Origin of the sequence: Mesorhizobium sp., assembly GCF_965229135.1 — a bacterium.
Taxonomy (GTDB): Bacteria; Pseudomonadota; Alphaproteobacteria; order Rhizobiales; family Rhizobiaceae; genus Mesorhizobium.
Window position 1 is genome coordinate 4,642,384 of record NZ_OZ245860.1, and the last position, 18,535, is coordinate 4,660,918.

24 protein-coding genes are annotated in these 18,535 nt (G+C 62.2%); 8 read left to right on the plus strand and 16 right to left on the minus strand.

Annotated features, from left to right (window positions below; translation table 11 throughout):
- Nucleotides 1-30: 30 nt before the first annotated feature.
- Both hpf and ptsN read left to right on the plus strand, forming a co-directional pair.
- Entirely contained in the window at nucleotides 31-621 is a 591-nt protein-coding gene (gene hpf / locus ACO07C_RS22190) for a ribosome hibernation-promoting factor, HPF/YfiA family (RefSeq protein ID WP_421916301.1), read from the plus strand.
- Nucleotides 622-681: 60 nt separating this feature from the next.
- Nucleotides 682-1,146 (plus strand): PTS IIA-like nitrogen regulatory protein PtsN, encoded by a 465-nt coding sequence (gene ptsN / locus ACO07C_RS22195; protein ID WP_006200387.1) that lies wholly within the window; start codon nucleotides 682-684, stop codon nucleotides 1,144-1,146.
- Nucleotides 1,147-1,265: 119 nt separating this feature from the next.
- On the opposite strand, the gene ACO07C_RS22200 is transcribed toward ptsN, so the two are convergent.
- A complete protein-coding gene (locus tag ACO07C_RS22200) occupies nucleotides 1,266-1,523 on the minus strand; it encodes a DUF1150 family protein (protein WP_421916302.1) in 258 nt (85 codons plus the stop codon).
- A gap of 117 nt (nucleotides 1,524-1,640) precedes the next feature.
- Nucleotides 1,641-2,066 carry an Hsp20 family protein gene (locus tag ACO07C_RS22205; RefSeq protein ID WP_421916303.1) on the minus strand — a complete coding sequence of 142 codons (426 nt, stop codon included), beginning with the start codon at nucleotides 2,064-2,066 and terminating at the stop codon, nucleotides 1,641-1,643.
- 264 nt (nucleotides 2,067-2,330) lie between these two features.
- On the opposite strand from ACO07C_RS22205, the gene ACO07C_RS22210 reads away from it, so the two are divergent.
- Complete coding sequence (locus ACO07C_RS22210; RefSeq protein ID WP_421916304.1) at nucleotides 2,331-3,272, plus strand: nucleoside hydrolase; 942 nt, start codon at nucleotides 2,331-2,333, stop codon at nucleotides 3,270-3,272.
- A gap of 164 nt (nucleotides 3,273-3,436) precedes the next feature.
- On the opposite strand, the gene ACO07C_RS22215 is transcribed toward ACO07C_RS22210, so the two are convergent.
- The 9 genes from ACO07C_RS22215 to ACO07C_RS22255 all read right to left on the minus strand — a co-directional run bounded on the left by ACO07C_RS22215 (nucleotide 3,437) and on the right by ACO07C_RS22255 (nucleotide 9,919).
- Nucleotides 3,437-3,760 (minus strand): hypothetical protein, encoded by a 324-nt coding sequence (locus ACO07C_RS22215; RefSeq protein WP_421916305.1) that lies wholly within the window; start codon nucleotides 3,758-3,760, stop codon nucleotides 3,437-3,439.
- Between the two features lie 63 nt (nucleotides 3,761-3,823).
- Nucleotides 3,824-4,438: a LysE family translocator gene (locus ACO07C_RS22220; protein WP_421916306.1), complete on the minus strand. Its 615-nt coding sequence runs from the start codon at nucleotides 4,436-4,438 to the stop codon at nucleotides 3,824-3,826.
- Between the two features lie 115 nt (nucleotides 4,439-4,553).
- Entirely contained in the window at nucleotides 4,554-6,002 is a 1,449-nt protein-coding gene (locus ACO07C_RS22225) for an amidase (RefSeq protein ID WP_421916307.1), read from the minus strand.
- A gap of 8 nt (nucleotides 6,003-6,010) precedes the next feature.
- The gene (locus ACO07C_RS22230; RefSeq protein WP_421916308.1) at nucleotides 6,011-6,919 is read right to left on the minus strand and encodes a ribokinase; all 909 of its coding nucleotides are present in this window, start codon (nucleotides 6,917-6,919) and stop codon (nucleotides 6,011-6,013) included.
- A 105-nt stretch (nucleotides 6,920-7,024) separates the two neighbouring features.
- Nucleotides 7,025-7,504, minus strand: coding sequence for a hypothetical protein (locus ACO07C_RS22235; protein WP_421916309.1), 480 nt, complete (start codon nucleotides 7,502-7,504; stop codon nucleotides 7,025-7,027).
- Nucleotides 7,476-7,970 (minus strand): hypothetical protein, encoded by a 495-nt coding sequence (locus ACO07C_RS22240; RefSeq protein ID WP_421916310.1) that lies wholly within the window; start codon nucleotides 7,968-7,970, stop codon nucleotides 7,476-7,478. The genes ACO07C_RS22235 and ACO07C_RS22240 overlap by 29 nt, the downstream gene beginning before the upstream one ends.
- A complete protein-coding gene (locus ACO07C_RS22245) occupies nucleotides 7,937-8,284 on the minus strand; it encodes a hypothetical protein (protein ID WP_421917583.1) in 348 nt (115 codons plus the stop codon). The genes ACO07C_RS22240 and ACO07C_RS22245 overlap by 34 nt, the downstream gene beginning before the upstream one ends.
- 62 nt (nucleotides 8,285-8,346) lie before the next feature.
- The gene (locus ACO07C_RS22250) at nucleotides 8,347-8,784 is read right to left on the minus strand and encodes a hypothetical protein (RefSeq protein WP_421917584.1); all 438 of its coding nucleotides are present in this window, start codon (nucleotides 8,782-8,784) and stop codon (nucleotides 8,347-8,349) included.
- 256 nt (nucleotides 8,785-9,040) lie between these two features.
- A complete protein-coding gene (locus ACO07C_RS22255) occupies nucleotides 9,041-9,919 on the minus strand; it encodes a methylated-DNA--[protein]-cysteine S-methyltransferase (RefSeq protein WP_421916311.1) in 879 nt (292 codons plus the stop codon).
- Nucleotides 9,920-10,131: 212 nt separating this feature from the next.
- On the opposite strand from ACO07C_RS22255, the gene ACO07C_RS22260 reads away from it, so the two are divergent.
- Complete coding sequence (locus tag ACO07C_RS22260) at nucleotides 10,132-10,947, plus strand: class I SAM-dependent methyltransferase (protein ID WP_421916312.1); 816 nt, start codon at nucleotides 10,132-10,134, stop codon at nucleotides 10,945-10,947.
- 29 nt (nucleotides 10,948-10,976) lie between these two features.
- Here ACO07C_RS22260 and ACO07C_RS22265 read toward each other — a convergent pair whose 3' ends face one another.
- Nucleotides 10,977-11,471, minus strand: a complete 495-nt coding sequence (locus tag ACO07C_RS22265) for a DUF2244 domain-containing protein (RefSeq protein WP_421916313.1) — start codon at nucleotides 11,469-11,471, stop codon at nucleotides 10,977-10,979.
- Between the two features lie 22 nt (nucleotides 11,472-11,493).
- Here ACO07C_RS22265 and nth point away from each other — a divergent pair, with 22 nt between their 5' ends.
- A complete protein-coding gene (gene nth, locus ACO07C_RS22270; RefSeq protein WP_421916314.1) occupies nucleotides 11,494-12,303 on the plus strand; it encodes an endonuclease III in 810 nt (269 codons plus the stop codon).
- Here nth and ACO07C_RS22275 read toward each other — a convergent pair.
- Entirely contained in the window at nucleotides 12,297-12,752 is a 456-nt protein-coding gene (locus tag ACO07C_RS22275) for a DUF2214 family protein (protein WP_421917585.1), read from the minus strand. The two genes, nth and ACO07C_RS22275, sit on opposite strands and share 7 nt — an antisense overlap.
- A 189-nt stretch (nucleotides 12,753-12,941) precedes the next feature.
- On the opposite strand from ACO07C_RS22275, the gene ACO07C_RS22280 reads away from it, so the two are divergent.
- Nucleotides 12,942-13,481, plus strand: a complete 540-nt coding sequence (locus tag ACO07C_RS22280) for a GNAT family N-acetyltransferase (RefSeq protein WP_421916315.1) — start codon at nucleotides 12,942-12,944, stop codon at nucleotides 13,479-13,481.
- A 32-nt stretch (nucleotides 13,482-13,513) separates the two neighbouring features.
- Here the strand turns inward: ACO07C_RS22280 and ACO07C_RS22285 are convergent, their stop codons facing one another.
- The 3 genes from ACO07C_RS22285 to ACO07C_RS22295 form a co-directional block, all read right to left on the minus strand.
- Nucleotides 13,514-15,985: an EAL domain-containing protein gene (locus ACO07C_RS22285; RefSeq protein ID WP_421916316.1), complete on the minus strand. Its 2,472-nt coding sequence runs from the start codon at nucleotides 15,983-15,985 to the stop codon at nucleotides 13,514-13,516.
- Between the two features lie 322 nt (nucleotides 15,986-16,307).
- Complete coding sequence (locus ACO07C_RS22290) at nucleotides 16,308-16,799, minus strand: NUDIX hydrolase (RefSeq protein ID WP_421916317.1); 492 nt, start codon at nucleotides 16,797-16,799, stop codon at nucleotides 16,308-16,310.
- A gap of 125 nt (nucleotides 16,800-16,924) precedes the next feature.
- Nucleotides 16,925-17,227 carry a hypothetical protein gene (locus ACO07C_RS22295; protein WP_421916318.1) on the minus strand — a complete coding sequence of 101 codons (303 nt, stop codon included), beginning with the start codon at nucleotides 17,225-17,227 and terminating at the stop codon, nucleotides 16,925-16,927.
- A 156-nt stretch (nucleotides 17,228-17,383) separates the two neighbouring features.
- On the opposite strand from ACO07C_RS22295, the gene ACO07C_RS22300 reads away from it, so the two are divergent.
- Nucleotides 17,384-17,815 (plus strand): hypothetical protein, encoded by a 432-nt coding sequence (locus ACO07C_RS22300; RefSeq protein ID WP_421916319.1) that lies wholly within the window; start codon nucleotides 17,384-17,386, stop codon nucleotides 17,813-17,815.
- A 36-nt stretch (nucleotides 17,816-17,851) separates the two neighbouring features.
- Nucleotides 17,852-18,442, plus strand: coding sequence for an invasion associated locus B family protein (locus ACO07C_RS22305; protein ID WP_421916320.1), 591 nt, complete (start codon nucleotides 17,852-17,854; stop codon nucleotides 18,440-18,442).
- Nucleotides 18,443-18,535: the final 93 nt, after the last annotated feature.

Below are 18,535 nucleotides of genomic sequence, written 5' to 3' on the forward strand. Positions count from 1 at the left end.
GAAGCCTGAGCAAGGAAGGTCAGTTTTCAGATGAAACTGCGCATATCGGGAAAACACATGGATATCGGCGATGCGTTTCGTACGCGCATCAACGATCGTATCGGCGAAGCGATCGGCAAGTATTTCGATCGCGGCTTTGCCGGGCACGTCACGGTGATCAAATCGGGGTCGCGCTATTCGGCGGATTGCATGATCCGGCTGGATTCCGGCGCCTCGCTGCAGGCCACCGGAGATGCCCAGGATCCGACGCTGGCCTTCGAGGCCGCGGCGGACCGGCTGGAAACCCGGCTTAGGCGCTACAAGCGCCGCCTGAAGTCTCACAATTCTGGCAATGGCAATGGCAATGGCGAACCCACGGATATCGCTTACGCCGTGATGGCGCCGCTTGCCGATGACGACGAGGACATTCCGGAGAATTACGCGCCGGCCATCGTCGCCGAATCAACCATGACGCTGCAGACCATGTCGGTGGCGTCGGCGGTCATCGAGCTCGACACCAAGGAGAGCCCGGTCTTCGTTTTCCGCAACGCCGGAAACGAACATCTCAACATCGTCTATCGCCGGCCCGATGGAAATATCGGCTGGATCGACCCGTCCACGACCAAGGTCGCACAGGGATAAGAAGCCGGCCGCACGAGGGGTGGGGACTGGTGACGGCAGGCGAACAAGGGATTTTCAAGCATGGATCTGAGCGATCTTATCAACGTTCCGGCAATCATGCCGGCGTTGAAGGCGAACTCCAAGAAGCAACTGCTGCAACTGTTGTCCGAAAGGGCCGCCGCGATTTCCGGCATTCCGGAGCGCGAGGTGTTCGACACCATCCTGCAGCGCGAGCGGCTGGGTTCGACCGGAGTGGGGAACGGCATCGCCATTCCGCATGGCAAGCTGGCCGGCGTAAAGCGCATTGCCGGCGTGTTCGCCCGGCTGGAGACGCCTGTCGATTTCGAGGCGCTGGACGACCAGCCGGTCGATCTGGTGTTTCTGCTGCTGGCGCCTGAAGGCGCGGGCGCCGATCATCTCAAGGCGTTGTCGCGTATCGCGCGCGTGCTGCGCGATGCCGACACAGTGGCCAAGATCAGGGGCACGCGCGACGCCGTGGCCATCCACGCGCTGTTGTCGGATACCCAGGCTTCGCACGCAGCCTGAAATTCTTCCTTGGACATCCCCGCAGGGCCGCCTCGGGCGGCCCTTGCCGTTTCACCGTGTCCGTCGGCTATAGCATGATCTTATCCGAAAACCGGATTCCACTTTTCGGGATCATGCTTTTAGTGAATCGCGACGGTGGTGAGGTCGTTTTCCATGGCTCCGGCCAATGCCCGGTCGCGGGCGTCGGCGAGCAGGATCGGCTGGCCATTGGCGGCAAACAGCGCCCACAGTTGCATGCCGGGTGCGATCTCGCCGAGGCCGGGGAAGCGGCCCAGCAATTCGTCACTCGAGACCTTGCGCAAATAAGCGACCGAGCCCTCGCCGAGATGGGCGAATTCGCCACTGGTCATGGTGATGGTTTCGTCAGTTCTGGTCATTTCAAGCCTCCTTGGCGCGAGGATGCCGCTCAAGGCCATCCTGCATAAGAGCCATTCAGTTTGCTGCACCGTGCTTTCGGACAATCGTTACCGACCTTCCGGCCGATGCAGTAGTGGTCAGTCTTTCACCGATATGTTTATTTTCCGTACCAGCCGTTCGGACTCCGGCCGATCGAGATCGATCGACAACAGGCCGTTCTTCAGCTCCGCCGCGATCACCCGCATGCCGTCGGCCAGCACGAAACAGCGCTGGAACTGGCGCGCGGCAATGCCGCGGTGAAGGAATTCGCGCTCGGTATCGTCACTTTGACGGCCGCGCACGACCAACTGGTTTTCCTCCGTGGTCACATCGAGATCGCTTTCGGCGAAACCGGCAACGGCGAGCGTGATGCGCAACCGTTCTGTCTTGCCGTCGGCGCCATTGAGGCGCTCGATGTTATAGGGAGGATAGCTGTCGCCGGACTTCGCCAGGCGTTCCAGCGTCTTTTCCATGGCATCGAAACCAAGGAGAAGCGGGCTGGAAAAGGGCGTCATTCGGCTCATGTTACACTGTCCTCTCAAGAGCGACATAAAGTGGAAAAACCCGGATGGCATTTTTCCCGATGGTCTTGATATGGTCCGCCTCGCGGTCAAGTTCAAGCCATCAAAAAGCCCGCCCAAAAAGACCACGTCGTGGACTCACAATTATGATCGACATGGCGCTTGAAGATCCAGGGAGAAGCGCGCAGGTCGGGAGCACTCTCCCGTCCGAGCGGTTCGATCCGGCAGTCAGCCCGCGTCCGCGACTCCGCCAAACAAGGAATTGAAATGCCCCAGACTCGCAAGATCATCATCGACACGGATCCCGGCCAGGACGATGCCGTCGCCATATTGCTGGCGCTCGGCAGCAATGAACTGGAGATCCTCGGCATCACCGCCGTTGCCGGCAACGTGCCGCTGAAGCTTACCGAAAAGAACGCCCGCAAGATCTGCGAACTGGCCGGACGGCCTGACATCAAGGTCTATGCCGGCGCCATTCGCCCGCTGATGCGCCAACTCGTCACCGCGGAAGAAGTGCACGGCCAGACCGGCCTCAACGGGCCGCAATTGCCCGAACCGGTGATGAAGCTTCAGGACCAGTATGCCGTCGATTTCATCGTCGAGACGCTGATGAAGGAGGAGAGCGGCACCATCACGCTGTGCCCGCTCGGGCCGCTGACAAACATCGCGCTGGCGCTGATCCGCGAGCCGAGGATCGCGCCGCGCATCAAGGAAATCGTGCTGATGGGCGGCGGCTACTTCGAAGGCGGCAATGTCACGCCGGCGGCGGAGTTCAACATCTATGTCGATCCGCATGCCGCCGATGTCGTCTTCCGGTCCGGCGTTCCGATCGTCATGATGCCGCTCGACGTCACCCACAAGGCGCTGACCACGACCAAGCGCACGCAGGCCTTCCGTGCGCTGGGCACAAAGGTCGGCATCGCCACCGCCGACATGCTGGAATTCTTCGAGCGTTACGACGAGGGCAAATACGGCACCGATGGCGGACCGCTGCATGACCCCTGCGTGATCGCCTATCTGCTGAAGCCGGACCTGTTCAAGGGCCGCCACTGCAACGTCAGCATCGAGACCGCGTCGGAGCTCACCATGGGCATGACCGTGATCGACTGGTGGGGCGTAACCAAGCGGCAAAAGAACGCCATGGTGATGCGCGACATTGACCATGACGGTTTCTTCGCCCTGCTGGTGGAGAGGCTGGGGCGGCTTTGAAAGCTCCCTTCTCCCCGTTTACGGGGAGAAGCTACCGGCAGGCGGATGAGGGGCGGCACAAACGTTGAGATTCTGCTTGCGCCCTCGGCGCTGCCCCTCACCCGGTCGCTTCGCGACCACCCTCTCCCCGTAAACGGGGCGAGGGAAGATGCGCCAGCTGCCATTCATTCCGCAAACCGGTAGAAGACGAAGCCGTTGTCGCGCGTGACGCGCTCAAGTCTGACACGGGAGCCGATCAGGCGCGGTTTGTCATCGTCCACGAAAACAAGAACCTTGTTCTCCAGGAACACTCCGTAGTGGGACATACTGGTCTTGTCCCAGTAAACACCTTCGATCGTGGCGTCGACCGCGTCAATCGACCGGATCGGGATTGCGTCACGGGTCCACTTGTTCTGGGCCAACAAGACCATAATCGCAAATAAGCCGCCAAAGAGGACCACGCCAGGCGCGTTCCTCTTCAAACCTTCAAAAGTGGACGATACAGACATGAATCCTCAATACCGATTCATGTAGCTGCGGGAAAACAGACTTTCAATCAGCCATTGGTGGCATTACTTGGCCTTCGAAAACGCCAGCCACAGGCCGCCGCCGACCAGGAAGCTGCCGCTGATCCTGGTCATGAGCTTGATTCGGCTGGCCGAGAGCAGGCGCCCAGCACGGCTGGCGGCCAGCGCGTAGGTCGAATCCGACATGGCGGCGAAGATCATGGCGGTCAGGCCCATCACCACGATCTGCAGCGTGTAGTTGCCCCGCGGCGCGATGAACTGCGGGAAGAAGGCGCCGAAGAACACCAGCGTCTTGGGATTGCTCAGCGCCACCAGCAGGCCTTGGAGGAAGAAGCCTCCACGAGGTTTCCTGGCCGTGCCGTCCGCGTTCAGCGTGCCCTTGGAACGGAACATCTGCACGCCCATCCAGATCAGGTAGGCGGCGCCGATCAGCCTGACCCATTCGAACCAATGGCCCATGCCGGCGATCAGCGTGTTGAGGCCGATGCCGACAATGGCGATCATGACGGCAAGCCCGGCCTGCGTGCCGGCGACATTGGCGAGGCCGGCGCGGGCTCCATGACGGATGCTGTTGGCGATGATCAGCGTGACCGTTGGGCCGGGCACCAGGATGATGACGATGCAAGCGAGAACATAGGCGGCGTAGAGTTCCAGCGACATGGGTTTTCCTCACACAATGCCGCCAGGGGCGATGCGGCCAACCTCAATCAATGCATGGCCGCGATTCCGGTGCAAGCCGCGGCGTCACGCACCGGGAGACCTCGAATCACGCCATTCAGGCACCTGCCTGCCAAGGCAGCGTCGCCTCATAGGCTGCCGCCGCCTTCAGCACCGCGAGGTCGCCGCGCGGCCGTCCGATCAGCTGCATGCCCATTGGCCGGCCCCTGTCGTCGAACCCAACGGGAACGTTGGCCGCCGGGCAGCCGCCCAGCGTGGCGAATGCGGAAACCTGCATCCAGCGATGATAGCTGTCCATGGCGCGTCCGGCGACCTCGCGCGGCCAGGGCATGTCGACATTGAAAGGAAAGACCTGCGCGGTCGGCAGCGCGACCAGATCATAGCGGTCGAAGATCGACAGCAGCGTGCGGTGCCAGGAGGTGCGCACAACCGAGGCGGCACGGATTTGCGGCGCGGTCAGCCGCATCGCGTTCTCCACTTCCCATATCGCTTCCGGCTTCAGCAGGACGCGCTTGGCGGGATCGTCATAGTGGGTCTTGAGAGCACAGCCGCTGCTGGCCTGGCGCAGCGTCACGAAGGCCTGCCACAGCGCTTCGAAATCGAAATCCGGCAGCAAGGGCTCCGTCACGAAAGATGCATCGCCGAACCGTCCGAGCGCCGCCTCGCACAGGTCGAGGATGCCGGGTTCGACCGGCAGATGGCCGCCGAGGTCGCCGAGCCAGGCGATGCGACCGCCGGTCGCCGTGGTTCCCAGGCCTTCGAGGAACGAAGCCGGCTTCTCATAGGACAAGGGTGCGTGCGGATGATAACCGGCCTGTACATCGAGCAGCAGCGCCATGTCGGCGACGTTGCGGCCCATTGGCCCTTCGACGCCCATCTGGGCATGGAAGACCTCGACGTCCGGTCCGCCCGGCACAAGCCCCTGCGACGGGCGGAAGCCGTAGACATTGTTCCAGGCCGCCGGATTGCGCAGCGAGCCGCCGAAATCGCTGCCATCGGCCAGGGGCACCATGTCGAGCGCCAGCGCCACGGCGGCGCCGCCGCTGGAGCCGCCGGCGGTCAGGGCCGGATCGAAGGCGTTGAGCGTCGGGCCGAATACGTTGTTGTAGGTGTTGGACCCAAGGCCGAACTCGGGAACGTTGGTCTTGCCAATGATGATGGCGCCGGCCTCACGAATACGCTCGACGAAGAAATCATCCTCTTGCGGCACGAAATCGGCGAAGATCGGCGAGCCGAAGGATGTCCTGAGGCCCGCGGTCGAGGCAAGATCCTTGATGGCGATCGGCAGGCCGAACAGGGGGCCGGTATCGCCTGCCCGCGCCAGATGGGCATCGGCCTTCTCGGCCTCATGCAGGATATCGGCGCGGTCGCGCAGCGAGACGATGGCGTTGACCCGTGGGTTCACCGTCTCGATCCGGTCGAGGAATGCCGTCACCACCTCGCGAACGGAAAGGTCCTTTCGCCTGATCCTGTCGGCCAACTCCACGGCGGACAGGCGGCAGATGTGGCCGGCAGCGGGAAGATCATGTTTTGTCTGGGGACGCATCGCTTGTCTCAGCCGTTGGACTTCAGCAACGCCGCGTCGACGTCCCTGGCCAAGGGGATCGCCGGTTGGGCGCCCGGCTTGAGGCAGGCGAGCGAGCCGGCGGCTCCGGCGCGTGCCAGTGCTTGCTCCAGCGGCAGGCCGGAGGACAGGCCAGCGGCGAAGTAGCCGCAGAACGTATCGCCAGCGCCGACCGTGTCGACCGGAGTGATCTTCATGGCAGGCACCGCAAGGACATCAGCCGGTGTCGCGGCCATCACGCCGTCGCCGCCGAGCGTGACGACGATGGTGCGGCCGGTTTTGCCGGCAAAGTCGCGCATTCGCGCGGTGCGGTCGCGGCCGCTCAACGACAGCGCTTCCACGTAGAGATCGAACTCGGTCTCGTTGGCGACCACATAGTCGGCCTTGCCGAGGAAGGCGGCCGCCTCGCCGCGAAAAGGCGCTGTATTGAGCACGGTGATCGCACCTGCCGCCCTTGCGGCGTCGAGCGCCGCATCAACGGTCTGCAAGGGGATTTCGTGCTGAAGCAGCACGACATCGCCTTTTTTCAGGAAAGCCTTGGAAAGGTCACCCGCAACAACGGAGTCATTGGCCCCCGGCACCACGGCGATCATGTTCTCGCCATCGCCGCCGACCATGATCAGCGCCGTTCCGGTCGAGGCAAACGATTCGCCGACGCCGGACAGATCGATCTTTCCGTCGCGCAGCAGCGCCAGCGCCTCGTTGGCGAAACTGTCCTTGCCGACCGCGCCGACCATGCGCACCTCGGCGCCGGCCCGTGCGGCGGCCAGCGCCTGGTTGGCGCCCTTGCCGCCGGGCGCGGTTGTGAAGCCGGAGCCGCCAACCGTTTCCCCGGGGCCGGGGAGCCGGTCGACATTGGCGATGAGGTCGAGGTTGATCGAGCCGACAACGATAATCAAGTAAGGCCTCCTGCTGAATGCGCGGGAAGCTACTCTGGAAGGCGGCGGCTTGCCAGACCACGCGAATGGTCCAGTACGATTTGCCGCGTCATGGCAGGATTTCATTCATTCGCACAAAACGGTGACCATGCCCTGATAGCTGCCGGCCGGGAAAATGCCGCTCGATTTGGTGGCGGTGAGGTCGACCTGAACCGTATGAGTTCCGTTGGTGAGCTTTTGCGGCACGCTGCCTGCCGTGCTGGCACCAGCGTCGAGGCGATAGGCCGTGGCGAAGCTAACATTGGTGCCACCGCCGCTCGGCGATGAGGTGAATGCTGCAGGCGCCTGAGCCGAGACCGAATAGCAGTCCAGCAGGTTGAGCAGGGAGCACAGCAGCGAGCTTGCCGTGATGGTGGCGCCAGCACTCTGGCCGCCTGCCTGCGTCGATCCCAATATGCCTATAGTAGGGTTCGCGGTCATCGTTCCCGATGCGCCGACCATGATGGTGCAGGTGCCGACTATCGCCGCCGGCGCCGGTTGGCTGGAGGCCAGCACGACGGCGGCGAGAAGGACGAGGTCATTTCTTCTTCTTCTTTTTCTTGCCATTGTTCCAACCTTGGTCCGCCCAATTGGCTGATTGCGCCGTGGGGGCGGCGGCAACCGCCGTCGCGCCATCGACACTGACGCCCATCTTCATCAGCTTGAGTTCCATTTCGAGACGCTGCACTTCGAGTTCGTAAAGCCGGCTGCAGTCGAGGCGCTTCGGTTGCCGGCCGATCGGGATCACCACGCGGCCATAGGTGGCGACGCCATTGTCCGTCTGGTTGTTGCCTCTGATAACACCGAGGTCGAGATAGGCGCCGCTGCCGGACACCGCCGAGCGGCAGGTGGTGCCGTCGGCCGCGTGGACCTCATCCTGGCCCTGGGGCAAGGTGACACCGGGCAAATTGAAGCCGTTTTCGTTCTGGTTGAGGTTGTAGATCTGTTCCTGGGCCTGGGTGGGAGCCGTGCCTGCCGCGGCAATCGTGAGCGCGAGCGTCAGGACTTGCGATGTCCAAAGAATTTTCCGCATATCTGGGCCCTTATCTGCGTGTGCTCATTGGGAAAAGGGATGCTTTCGGTACAGATACGCACTTTACGCTCCGCCGCGCCGTCGAACGGCACGACCACAAGGACCGGGCGGGAAGCCTGGGCGCCGAGCTGGAAGACAGAAGGGGATATCCTGGCGTCCACTGGCTGAAAATCCTGATCGTAGACGTGGACCTCGATCTTTATCTTCTGGTTGTAGGGGTTGGCGGGGAAGACCCGGACCGCGAAGGCTTCGGTGAAGCTGTTGACCTCGCCCCGCATCGGCGACATCGATTGGGCCAGGGCGGCGGCAGGCATCAGGCCGACGGCAAGGGCGGTCGCCAGGTTCAGAGCTTGTCTCAAAATATCCTCCCGAGGGGCTATTCGCAGCGCAATGTGACGGTTGCCTGATAGGTACCCGAGGCGAAACGGTTGCTGCCGGTCTTGGTGCCAGCGAGATTGACCGAGACCAGCGAGGCACCGGGAACGGTCAGGTTGGTGGCCGTGCCTGTTTCCGCGATGGTGTGCGCGCCGCTGGACGAAAAAGTCGGTGTCCAGGTTGTCGAGGTGGTGTCGGCCGTCGGCACGGTGGTGGTGGTGACCGGATCGACGCTGAGCGCCACGCCCCCGGTCGTGGTGAGGGTGACGGTTCCAGCCGAGCCACCGCTGTTGTGCGAGCTCAATGTCTGGAGGTCGGGACTGACCGTCATCGTGCCGTTCGTCCCGATCAGGAGCGTACAGGTGGCGGTGATCGTGCCGTTGAAAATGACATTTTGCGTCGTGGCCAGTGCGGACTGGTCGAGACAGGCGACCAGCATAACCGCACCGAGCGCAGCGCGAATGAATCTCACCATGACCTCCTACCAACCAGGAATGCCTGAATTAATGTGGGGTCATCATCGCTTTATCATGGTTAATTTAGAGTTAACTAAAATAATTCCCGCAAATAGTACTTCAGAAACCGCAGGTTGTCTTCGGTTGTATCGATTGATAAAACTGGATCATGATAGATCTAATACTTGCAATTCATAAAACATATGGCACTTCGCAAGATCAGCTCCAGCTACTGATATTTCAAGACGAAACCTGTCCTGCCTCCCAGCCAAGGATGGCGCGCTTGCGGGTCAGGCCCCAGTGATAGCCGGTGAGATCTCCGGACTTGCCGATGGCACGATGGCAGGGAACCACGAAGGAGATCGGATTGGCGCCGTTCGCCGCGCCCACGGCACGGCTGGCGGACGGCGCGCCGATACTGGCGGCGATCGACGAATAGGTGCGCGCCTTGCCCATCGGGATCTTGAGCAATGCCTCCCAGACGCGGACCTGGAAGTCGGTGCCGATCATGACGACGTGCAACGGCTGGTCGGGGCGCCAGAGCGTGGAGTCGAAAATGCGGGCGGCATAGGGTCCGGTCGCGGCCATGTCCTCGAGATAGACGGCGTTCGGCCAGCGGCTGGACATGTCGGCGAACGACGAACGTTCCTCGCCAGGGTCGCTGAAGGCGAGGCCGGCAAGCCCGCGATCGGTAGCCATGATCAGGGCGGTGCCGAAGGGCGAGGGGTGGTAGCCGTAGCGGATGGTGAGCCCGGCGCCGCGCGTCTTGTAGTCGCCGGGCGACATTGCTTCATGGGTGACGAACAGGTCGTGCAGCCGGCCTGGACCCGACATCCCCAGTTCGAAGGATGTTTCGAGCAGCGGCATGCCCGAATCAAGCAGCTTGCGCGCGTGGTCGAGCGTCACGGCCTGAAGAAAGGCTTTTGGCGACAGGCCGGCCCAGCGGGTAAACAGCTTCTGCAGGCCGGTGGGAGTTTCGCCAACCTCCTCGGCCAGTTCTTCCAGCGACGGCTGGTCGCGATAGTCGAGGCTGATCTTCTCGATGGCGCGGCGTACGATTTCGTAGTCGCTGCCTTGCGGCGTGATGTCCTTCTTGAGGACTGCGGTCTGGATGCTCATCGAACTGTCTCCTTGAGCTGGAATATCGCCTCCTGGGGCGGCGATCGCCACCCGAAACTTGCCTTGCCGGTGCGGAAGCCCAGATAGTCACGGAATTCCCATCCCTGTTCCGTGCCAATGGAACAGGGATGGGCTTTATCTCCGTGTTCGAGCGCGATCTTTTCCGAAGCCGGCGCCATTTTTCGGGATCGTGCTTTTGCGAGGTGTCGCTAATGGCTGGCGAGAAAGTAGATCTCACCGGGGCAAAGGAGACCATGCTGATGACGCTCTACGGCAAGGCGCTGGAGAGCCGGTTGCCGGATTCGCTGCTCGGCGATCATTTTGCCGACGAGGCGGTGCGCAAGATCGCCTATGACTTCGCGAGGCTGAAGGTCGACGACAATCTCGGCGTTGGCCTGGCGATCCGGGCAAAGACGCTGGACCTCCGCGTTGAGGACTTTCTCGCCAGAAATCCCGACGCCATGGTGCTGCATCTCGGTTGCGGGCTCGACACGCGCATCTTCCGTATCGACCCGCCACCAGGCGTGGATTGGTTCGACGTCGATTATCCGGAAGTCATCGAGCTCAGACGCAAGCTCTACCCGTCTCGCGACCGATACCATCTGGTCGCTTCCTCGGTGACCGAACCGGCCTGGCTGGCCGATGTGCCCCGCAATCGTCCGACAGTGGTGGTCGCCGAAGGGCTGACGCCCTATCTCCCCGCCGACCAGGGGCCTCGCCTGTTTGCGCGGCTTGTCTCGCATCTCGCCAGCGGCGAGCTTATGTTCGACGCCTACAGCGGCTTCGGCCTGAAACTGCTTCGCCTCAATCCGTCCGTGAAGGCGACGGGCGCCGAGGTCCATTGGGCCATCGAGGATCCGCACGAACTGGAGCGAGCCATTCCGAAGCTGCTGTTCGTCGAGGAGATACCGGCCTACAAGCCTGAGCACGCCATCCGCATGCGCTGGTCCGCAAGGCTGTTCATCCGTCTTTGGAGGCACATTCCAGCGCTGCGCAAGGTCGGCAGGCTTCTGCGCTACCGGTTCTGAAGTGCTCTATCCCTGTACTGGAATTGATTCTAGCGCGTCTTGGCGGTCGCCAGCGCCCGTGAAAAGGCCTTGGCAAAACTCTCGCGGTCTTCGGGATTGAGGAAGCCGCCGATGGGAACGTTCTGCCCCTGCGCTTCGACGGTCATCCGGGTGATGCCGATCTCGGCGTGGCGGGCGACGGAAAAGCGCGTCCAGAACGGGTTGAAGTGGTGGGCTTCCGACTTGCCGGACGGAGCCGTCTTGCGGATGTCGAGGCTGGTGCGCGATACCGAAACTTCCTCGCGGGCGCGCGCGGCGCGGTAGTTGGCGCGAAAGGCGATGTAGACGGCGATCACGTCGAGGCCGAAGAAGCCGAACACCGGCCAGGCACCGCGCGACAGGAAGAAGGCGCCGGTGACCACCCAGCCGAAGAGCAAAGTGCCCATCAGCACCGCAAAGCCTGTCCGGCCCAGCGACCGATGCGGTGTCAGCAAGGCGTGGAAAAATGGCTCGTCGGCCTCGAACGAAGCGTTTGTATCGCTCATGGCTGGATATTATAGGAAGGAAATGGCCAGCCCCAAGTCCAAAAAATCCTCCACAGCCAAAAATGAACTTTCGACCGGCCGCCGCAGCGGATCCAAGGCCGGATCGAGCATCCGTTCCGCCAGGCGCCGCTCGCTCTACAGCCCGGCCGAAGTGCATGAGATATTCAGGCGCTTTTCCGTCCAGCGGCCCGAGCCCAAGGGCGAACTCGAACATGTCAACGCCTTCACGCTGCTGGTGGCCGTCGTGCTGTCGGCGCAGGCGACCGACGCGGGCGTCAACAAGGCGACGCGGGCGCTGTTCAGCATTGCCGACACGCCGCGCAAGATGCTGGCGCTGGGCGAGGCCAAGGTGGGTGAGCACATCCGCACCATCGGGCTCTGGCGCAACAAGGCCAAGAACGTCATCGCGCTGTCGGAAGCGCTGATCCGCGATCACGATGGCGAGGTCCCCGATGATCGCGATGAACTGGTCAAGCTGCCGGGGGTCGGGCGCAAGACCGCCAATGTCGTGCTCAACATGGCCTTCGGCCAGCACACGATGGCTGTCGACACGCACATCCTGCGCATCGGCAACCGGATCGGGCTGGCGCCCGGCAAGACGCCAGAGCAGGTCGAGCAGGAACTGCTTCGGATCATCCCTGACGAATACATGCGCCATGCGCATCATTGGCTGATCCTGCATGGCCGCTATGTGTGCAAGGCGCGCAAGCCGGATTGCCCGGCCTGCGTCATCGCCGATATCTGCAAGGCCAAGGAAAAAACAACCAGCATTCCAGCTCCATTGGTGCCTATCAGCCCTCCGGAGACCGCGATCGAAAGCGCGGCTCAATAACCGTAGCCGCGCGCCATTGCCGCCGCGAACACTGGAATCAGCAGGAAGACGACAGCCTCGGCGCGGATGTGGGTCTTGACCGACGCGAGTTCGGCTGGCGGCACCAGGAACGAGGGATTGGCGCCTGCCTGCTTGTTCCATGAGATGAAGCGGATGGTCGGCAGGATCGACAGCAAGCCAACGACGGCGAAGGCTGCCATTTTCGCCCAGAACACCCAGTTGTGCACGTAGAATTCCCAGCCCTTCAGCCCATGGATGACCCGGCCGATGCCGACGATGATGATCAGCCCGGCAAGGATGCCGTAGTGGCGATCGATGCCGACAAGGCGCCGGATGGTCGCCGCGGGCAATTCGCCCCGGATCAGGACAAACTCGGCGCCGATGATGCCCGCCAGGGAAAACACCAGCAGGTGATGCAGGATGGCCAGCACGAGATCGGTGGTTTCCATGGTCTTCCCCTCGGTCGAGCGGCGCGTGTCGCCGTGGGGCACGGTGCCTCAGCCTCTCGCCAAAAACCAGCACCGTCGAGAAAAATACCACAGGCCAGTGGCGGTTCTGGGCAGGCGATATCCGCCTTGTTGGACCTTGCGTCGCCGCACAGCTTTGTTATCCGCGCGGTATCGCAAGAGAGGCATTTCATGATCCCTGTTCAGACAAGGTCGGCTCCAGTCATAGAGACGGAGCGCACCATCCTTCGTGCGCACAGGCTGTCGGATTTCGACGCCTACGCCGCGATGTGGGCCGATCCCATCGTCACCCGCTTCATCGGCGGCAAGCCGCGCACGCGCGAAGAGAGCTGGATGCGCTTCCTGCGGCATTCAGGCCTGTGGTCCTTTTTGGGCTACGGCTTCTGGGCGATCGAGGAAAAGGCGACTGGCCGCTTTATCGGCGAAGCCGGCTTCCATGACCTGAAGCGCGACATCGTGCCGTCGATCGAGGGCATTCCGGAAGCGGGCTGGGCACTCGCTCCCGGCATGCATGGCCAAGGGTTGGCCAGTGAAGTCGTGACAAGGGTTCTTGCCTGGGGCGATGTTGAATTCGACAGGGCAAAAACCGTCTGCATCATCGATCCGGAAAACACCGGCTCACTGAATGTCGCGGCGAAGTGCGGCTACAAGAAAGCGTTGCGGACCACCTACCACGACAATGCAACGGTCCTTCTGGAGCGGCAGCCCTGACAGGGCGCCGAGTTGACGAGGAGAAGACCTTTTCAGCTGGCCTTGCGCAGCTTGCGCGCCAGATCGGCCCATGGGTCGGCGTCGTCTGACACCGATACCGCGTGATTGCCGAGGAACGACGTCGAAGCATCGAAGGACTGCGGCCTGGCAATGCCATAGCCTTGGGCGTAGTCGACGCCGATCGACTTCAGGGCCGCGATGATGCCGTCGTTTTCGACGAATTCGGCGATGGTGCGCTTGCCCATCACCTTGCCGATGTGATGGATCATCTCGACCATGGCGCGGTCGATGCGGTCTTCCAGCATGTCCTTGACGAAGCTGCCGTCGATCTTGAGGTAGTCCACAGGCAGGTGCTTCAGATAGGCGAAGGACGACATGCCGGAGCCGAAATCGTCAAGCGCGAACCGACAGCCCAGCCCACGAAGGTCGGCTATGAAGCGCATGGCATCGGCAAGGTTGGCGATGGCGCTGGTTTCGGTGATTTCCAGGCAGATCATGCGCGGCGGAATGGCGTAGGCGAGGAACTGTTCGCGCAGGAAGCCGAGAAACGTCTCGTCGCCGAAGGTGGCGCCGGAAAGATTGATCGCACAGGTGGCGATGGGGGCCTTTTGCGGATCGGCGAGCCGCGCGGAAAGAACCCGGAACGTGTTGCTGATCACCCAGCGGTCGATGGACGGCATGAGGCCATAACGCTCGGCCGCGGGGATGAAATTGCCGGGGCTGACGACACCTCCGTCCTCATCGGTCAGCCGCAGCAAGACTTCCACATGCGCGCCCGCTTCCGCGGCTTCGTCGTCGAGTGGCCTGATCTCCTGGGCGTAGAGGCGGAAGCGGTTTTCCTCAAGCGCCACGTGCAGGCGCTGAACCCAGGCCATCTCGCCGAAGCGTTCCTGCAAGGCCATGTCGCCGTCGCTGTGGAGCTGAACGCGGTTGCGCCCTTTTTCCTTGGCCATGTAGCAGGCGACGTCGGCGGCCCGCAGGACCTCCTCCATCGTGACTTCGGTGCTGGTGATCTGAACCATGCCGATGCTGACGCTGGTGCTGAAGGGCCTGCCTTGCCAGGTGAAGTGCAGGTCCTGGACGATGACGCGGAGCCGCTCGGCGGTGCTGGCGGCACGCTCGGCGTCACAATCGACGAGGAGCACGCCAAACTCATCGCCGCCCAGCCGGGCGAAAATATCGCCTGGCCGCAATTCAGCGGCCAGCATCAGGGAAATCTGGCGCAGCAACTGGTCGCCCGCGGCATGGCCGCATGTATCGTTGACGAGCTTGAACTGGTCGAGATCGAGATACATCAGCGCATGCTGGACAGCCTTTTCGGGCAGTTCCGCGATTGTCCTTTCCAGCCGGCTTTCGAAGTCGCGGCGATTGGAAAGTCCGGTCAGCGCGTCATGCGATGCCTGCCACGACAGCCTTTCGATATAGTCCTGCTCGCGTGTCATGTCGTGGAATGCCAGCACGGCGCCGACGACCTGGCCGGAAACCAGAAGCGGCGCGCCGGTCAGCGCGACGGAAACGAAGGACCCGTCCAGACGCCGCAGCAATTGGGGACGGACATTGGACCGACGTGGTTCAGCGGCCAGCAGGCGTTCTATGATCCGGGGCTCCTCGACGCCCGTCTCCTTGTCGATCAGCCGGAAGAGCGACGCGATCGGCTTGCCCCTGGCCGCGCCAAGCGGACATGCCAGCAACCTTTCGGCGACGGCATTCATGTAGTCCAGCCGCCCATCCGGTCCGGTGCTGATAACCGCCTGGCCGATGGAGGCCAGCGTGATCTGAGCGCGCTCGCGTTCGGCGTTGAGTGCGTTCTGAAAAGCCTGCCTCTGCCCCAGAAGCTTCCGCGTCCGCCATACGGCAAGCAGGATGAGCAACGCGGCGGTGAGGAGATTGGCGAATGTGAGCGCGAACGTGATGAAGCGCGATCCCTCGCCGAGGCTGTCTGAGAATGCCTTCGAGAGCGGTCCGATCTGGTAATCGAGCCGATGGATTTCCGCTTTCCAGCTGGCGATCTGTTCGGCTGATGCGGGTCCTTCACGGTATCTGCGATGCATCGTCTCGCCCAGCCGGTCGATGACCAGGATCATGGCGTCGGCGGCAGTCCATCGGCGGATGGCGGTGTCGAGGTAGCTGACGCTCCGGAAATTCTGGAACAGCCAGATCATGCCTGTCACATCATCTGGATGGTTTCCGCCTTGGAGGAAGCCGGCGCGCGCGGCGTCCGTGTCGGGTTCGGGCTGCTCCAGGGCAAGCCGCGCCGCACGATCGGCCAGCGGTACGGCGATGGCTGCGCGGAATTCATCGAAGAAGTTCTGGTTGCCGGTATCTGCATAGAGGCTCAGAAAATAGATGGCGTGCTTCTGCCCCTTCGACCAGTGGCTCTCGCCGCCAACATAGGCGCGCACCGCCGACAGGGTATAGAGGCTGAGACTGGCAACCAGGGCCTGAACGAGAACAACCACAATGAACGGCCAGACGAGCCCGAGAAGACGAGGGCTGGCGTTCATCGATGACAGTTTCATCGAACGGCCATGAAAATTGCGACGACCCCGTAAAATCTTGCCTGCCCGCTGATACGGCGTGGCCAGGCAATTGCCCCTTTTTATAGTGTCGCCTTTTCCTCGACGACAGCAATGCGATTAGCAAATCGGCCTTAACAGCTAATAAATTCGCCAGGAGCCGTTCAGGAAAACTTGGCGACATCAACAGCTCAAGTTTACGTAAGGGAACAACCACGGTTCCAGCAAGGAAACGGTCGCATTGGGATAGTCAAGCGCTTGATTTCTGGCGCTTCCGCGGCGTTACGCCCTTATGAAGCGCCATGGCTGATCAGGCCGGCTGGTCCTGGCTCTCACCGGCGGGAGTGGTCGCGGGAACACGCAGCGTGCGCACCAGTGTCGACAGATCCGGCTCGTCGATAAGAAGCGCGGCGTCGGCAGGCGCCAGCCAGGCCCGTTGCCGCCTCTTGCCTTCCTGCCAATTTGCCATCTCCTCCGTCACGGCCAGCATGTAGACGATGACATCAACCCGGACAAAGCGGGTCGCCAGCCGCTTCCAGTAGGTGTAGGTCCCGGCCGGATCCTTCAGCGTCTTGCCGAGCACGCCGGCTTCTTCCCGCGCCTCGATCATGGCCGCCTTGCGCCCGCTTTTGCCCTTCATCGGCCAGCCCTTGGGCACGATGAAGCGCTTGGTCGTGCGCGACGTCACAAGCATTACCTCGATCTCGCCCTTTGCGTTCAGCCGGAAGGGAATAGCCGCGACCTGACGAATCCTCTCGCCCTTCAACGCCTTGCGTACGGCCTTCTTTTTTGTGGCTGCCATGTCAAGAATCCAGTCCAGCGGTGCCCATAGCGCGAAGTGGCACCGTTGCAAAACCAAAACTGCCGTCGACGTGCACAGCAGTGCATGCACGTAAGTCGGCTAAATAAACGGAAAGCGCCGGCTTGTCAGCGGCAATTGTTGACGGCGGTCGTACCAATGATCGACGTCTGGCAGCTCGGCCTGGCTTGAGGCACCACCGGCGTCGGCTGCTGAACGATCACGCGGTCCTGGGCACGGTACTGCTGCTGCTGTTGCTGGAACTGCTGCCTCTGCAGGCTGTTTTGCAGCGTCTGCAGCTGGTTTTGCTGGATCAGCGCGTTGCTGCTGGCCGAGTTCAACTGGGCAAGGGCTTGCGACCCCCCGATCGGCAGCAAGGCTGCCGCGAGCATTGCCGACATCAGGATGGTGGATGGGCGAAGCGGTGACATTGATTCACTCCCGCACAAAACAGGCCTCCCCCCTGATATAGGGTGTTTGTCCGGCGGCGCCATGGGTGAAAGCAACAGAGTCAAGGATTTCGGCTCGCCGGAGTCTAATGTCTCATTCTCCGAAATATGCGCCAGGGATCGCAAGACCGTCGTCATATGACGACTACCAACCCCCGATGTTTTGGTCAGTGTTCCCAGGCTTCGGGTTTCCGGCAAGGAGACGGGCTCGGTCGCCGCATTCAATTTCGATGGCAGTGCCAACATGTACTATTCGGCGACCCCGGGTTCGAGATCGGTACTGACATTGCACTTAGCAACATCGCCAGCATTCGCATCTATGGCAAGGCGGGTGTGGAGTTCTCCAACAAGGAGTGGGAGATCGAAGGACGCTTCGCGGCGGCGCAGAATCTGCCTGGCAATCCCGCTCTGCACTTGACGGAAGCCGTCGATTCGCCCCTCTATCGGGTCGGCGCCGGGCTTGAGCTCAATGGCGTGACTGGCGTCGGCATGTCCGTCCGGTATAATGGCGCCTTCGGGGAAACTGTAAAACAGAATGCGGTCAGCGCATCCTTCAAGGTCAGCTTCTAGCTGACTTGAGGCGAACGTTGGCAAAAAGGGGTTTTCATGGGTCGCAAGCAAGTCTATTTCGCAGCTGCACTGGGGGCGTTGTGCGCTCTCTCTTTGCCGTCCGTATCCGAGGCGGCGCAAACCAAGACGGACAGGGCAGCGGCTGCGGCCACCGACGCGGCCAAGGCGCCGCAACTGCCCGGCGGCGCTTCCGCGCTGTCCGAAACCCATGGCGACTGGACGGTCAATTGCCAGATCGCCGGGACGAACAAGGTGTGCAGCCTGTCTCACCAGCAGTTCAACAAGCAGACCAACCAGCGTCTGCTGGCGATCGAGCTGACGACGAAGACCGGCGAGGATGCGAGCGGAACGCTTGCGCTGCCATTCGGCCTGGCGCTGGCCAAGGGCGTCGCCCTCGAGATCGACGACAAGAAGCTCGACGGCACGCTTGCCTTCAACACCTGCCAGGCGGTCGGTTGCCTGGTGCCGGTGGCGTTCGATGCCGACATCACGCCGATGCTTTCGAGCGGCACGACGCTGAAGGTCGATGCCACCGCGGCCGACACCGGGCAGCCGATCAGCTTTTCGATCTCGCTCGCCGGCTTCGGCGGCGCCCTTGCCCGGACCGCGGAACTCTCGGCCAACTGAGTATCACATCGTGACGGTGCATGGTGAGCGGCGGATGCCGCTCATACTCTTGGCGTGACCTTTCAGAATACCGGTCGCGCCCTTAGGATCGGA

Coding starts and splice junctions, on each gene's coding strand:
- ptsN (WP_006200387.1), top strand. CDS start 682: ATGGATCTGAGCGATCTTATCAACGTTCCGGCAATCATGCCGGCGTTG.
- ACO07C_RS22255 (WP_421916311.1), bottom strand. CDS start 9,919: ATGAGCATCCAGACCGCAGTCCTCAAGAAGGACATCACGCCGCAAGGC.
- ACO07C_RS22250 (WP_421917584.1), bottom strand. CDS start 8,784: ATGCTGGTCGCCTGTCTCGACCAGTCCGCACTGGCCACGACGCAAAAT.
- ACO07C_RS22225 (WP_421916307.1), bottom strand. CDS start 6,002: ATGCGTCCCCAGACAAAACATGATCTTCCCGCTGCCGGCCACATCTGC.
- ACO07C_RS22305 (WP_421916320.1), top strand. CDS start 17,852: ATGGGTCGCAAGCAAGTCTATTTCGCAGCTGCACTGGGGGCGTTGTGC.
- ACO07C_RS22235 (WP_421916309.1), bottom strand. CDS start 7,504: ATGGCAAGAAAAAGAAGAAGAAGAAATGACCTCGTCCTTCTCGCCGCC.
- ACO07C_RS22295 (WP_421916318.1), bottom strand. CDS start 17,227: ATGTCACCGCTTCGCCCATCCACCATCCTGATGTCGGCAATGCTCGCG.
- ACO07C_RS22200 (WP_421916302.1), bottom strand. CDS start 1,523: ATGACCAGAACTGACGAAACCATCACCATGACCAGTGGCGAATTCGCC.
- ACO07C_RS22265 (WP_421916313.1), bottom strand. CDS start 11,471: ATGAGCGATACAAACGCTTCGTTCGAGGCCGACGAGCCATTTTTCCAC.
- ACO07C_RS22260 (WP_421916312.1), top strand. CDS start 10,132: ATGGCTGGCGAGAAAGTAGATCTCACCGGGGCAAAGGAGACCATGCTG.
- ACO07C_RS22220 (WP_421916306.1), bottom strand. CDS start 4,438: ATGTCGCTGGAACTCTACGCCGCCTATGTTCTCGCTTGCATCGTCATC.
- ACO07C_RS22290 (WP_421916317.1), bottom strand. CDS start 16,799: ATGGCAGCCACAAAAAAGAAGGCCGTACGCAAGGCGTTGAAGGGCGAG.
- nth (WP_421916314.1), top strand. CDS start 11,494: ATGGCCAGCCCCAAGTCCAAAAAATCCTCCACAGCCAAAAATGAACTT.
- ACO07C_RS22210 (WP_421916304.1), top strand. CDS start 2,331: ATGCCCCAGACTCGCAAGATCATCATCGACACGGATCCCGGCCAGGAC.
- ACO07C_RS22245 (WP_421917583.1), bottom strand. CDS start 8,284: ATGCCTGCCGCCGCCCTGGCCCAATCGATGTCGCCGATGCGGGGCGAG.
- ACO07C_RS22275 (WP_421917585.1), bottom strand. CDS start 12,752: ATGGAAACCACCGATCTCGTGCTGGCCATCCTGCATCACCTGCTGGTG.
- ACO07C_RS22240 (WP_421916310.1), bottom strand. CDS start 7,970: ATGCGGAAAATTCTTTGGACATCGCAAGTCCTGACGCTCGCGCTCACG.
- ACO07C_RS22300 (WP_421916319.1), top strand. CDS start 17,384: ATGACGACTACCAACCCCCGATGTTTTGGTCAGTGTTCCCAGGCTTCG.
- ACO07C_RS22285 (WP_421916316.1), bottom strand. CDS start 15,985: ATGAACGCCAGCCCTCGTCTTCTCGGGCTCGTCTGGCCGTTCATTGTG.
- ACO07C_RS22205 (WP_421916303.1), bottom strand. CDS start 2,066: ATGAGCCGAATGACGCCCTTTTCCAGCCCGCTTCTCCTTGGTTTCGAT.
- ACO07C_RS22280 (WP_421916315.1), top strand. CDS start 12,942: ATGATCCCTGTTCAGACAAGGTCGGCTCCAGTCATAGAGACGGAGCGC.
- hpf (WP_421916301.1), top strand. CDS start 31: ATGAAACTGCGCATATCGGGAAAACACATGGATATCGGCGATGCGTTT.
- ACO07C_RS22215 (WP_421916305.1), bottom strand. CDS start 3,760: ATGTCTGTATCGTCCACTTTTGAAGGTTTGAAGAGGAACGCGCCTGGC.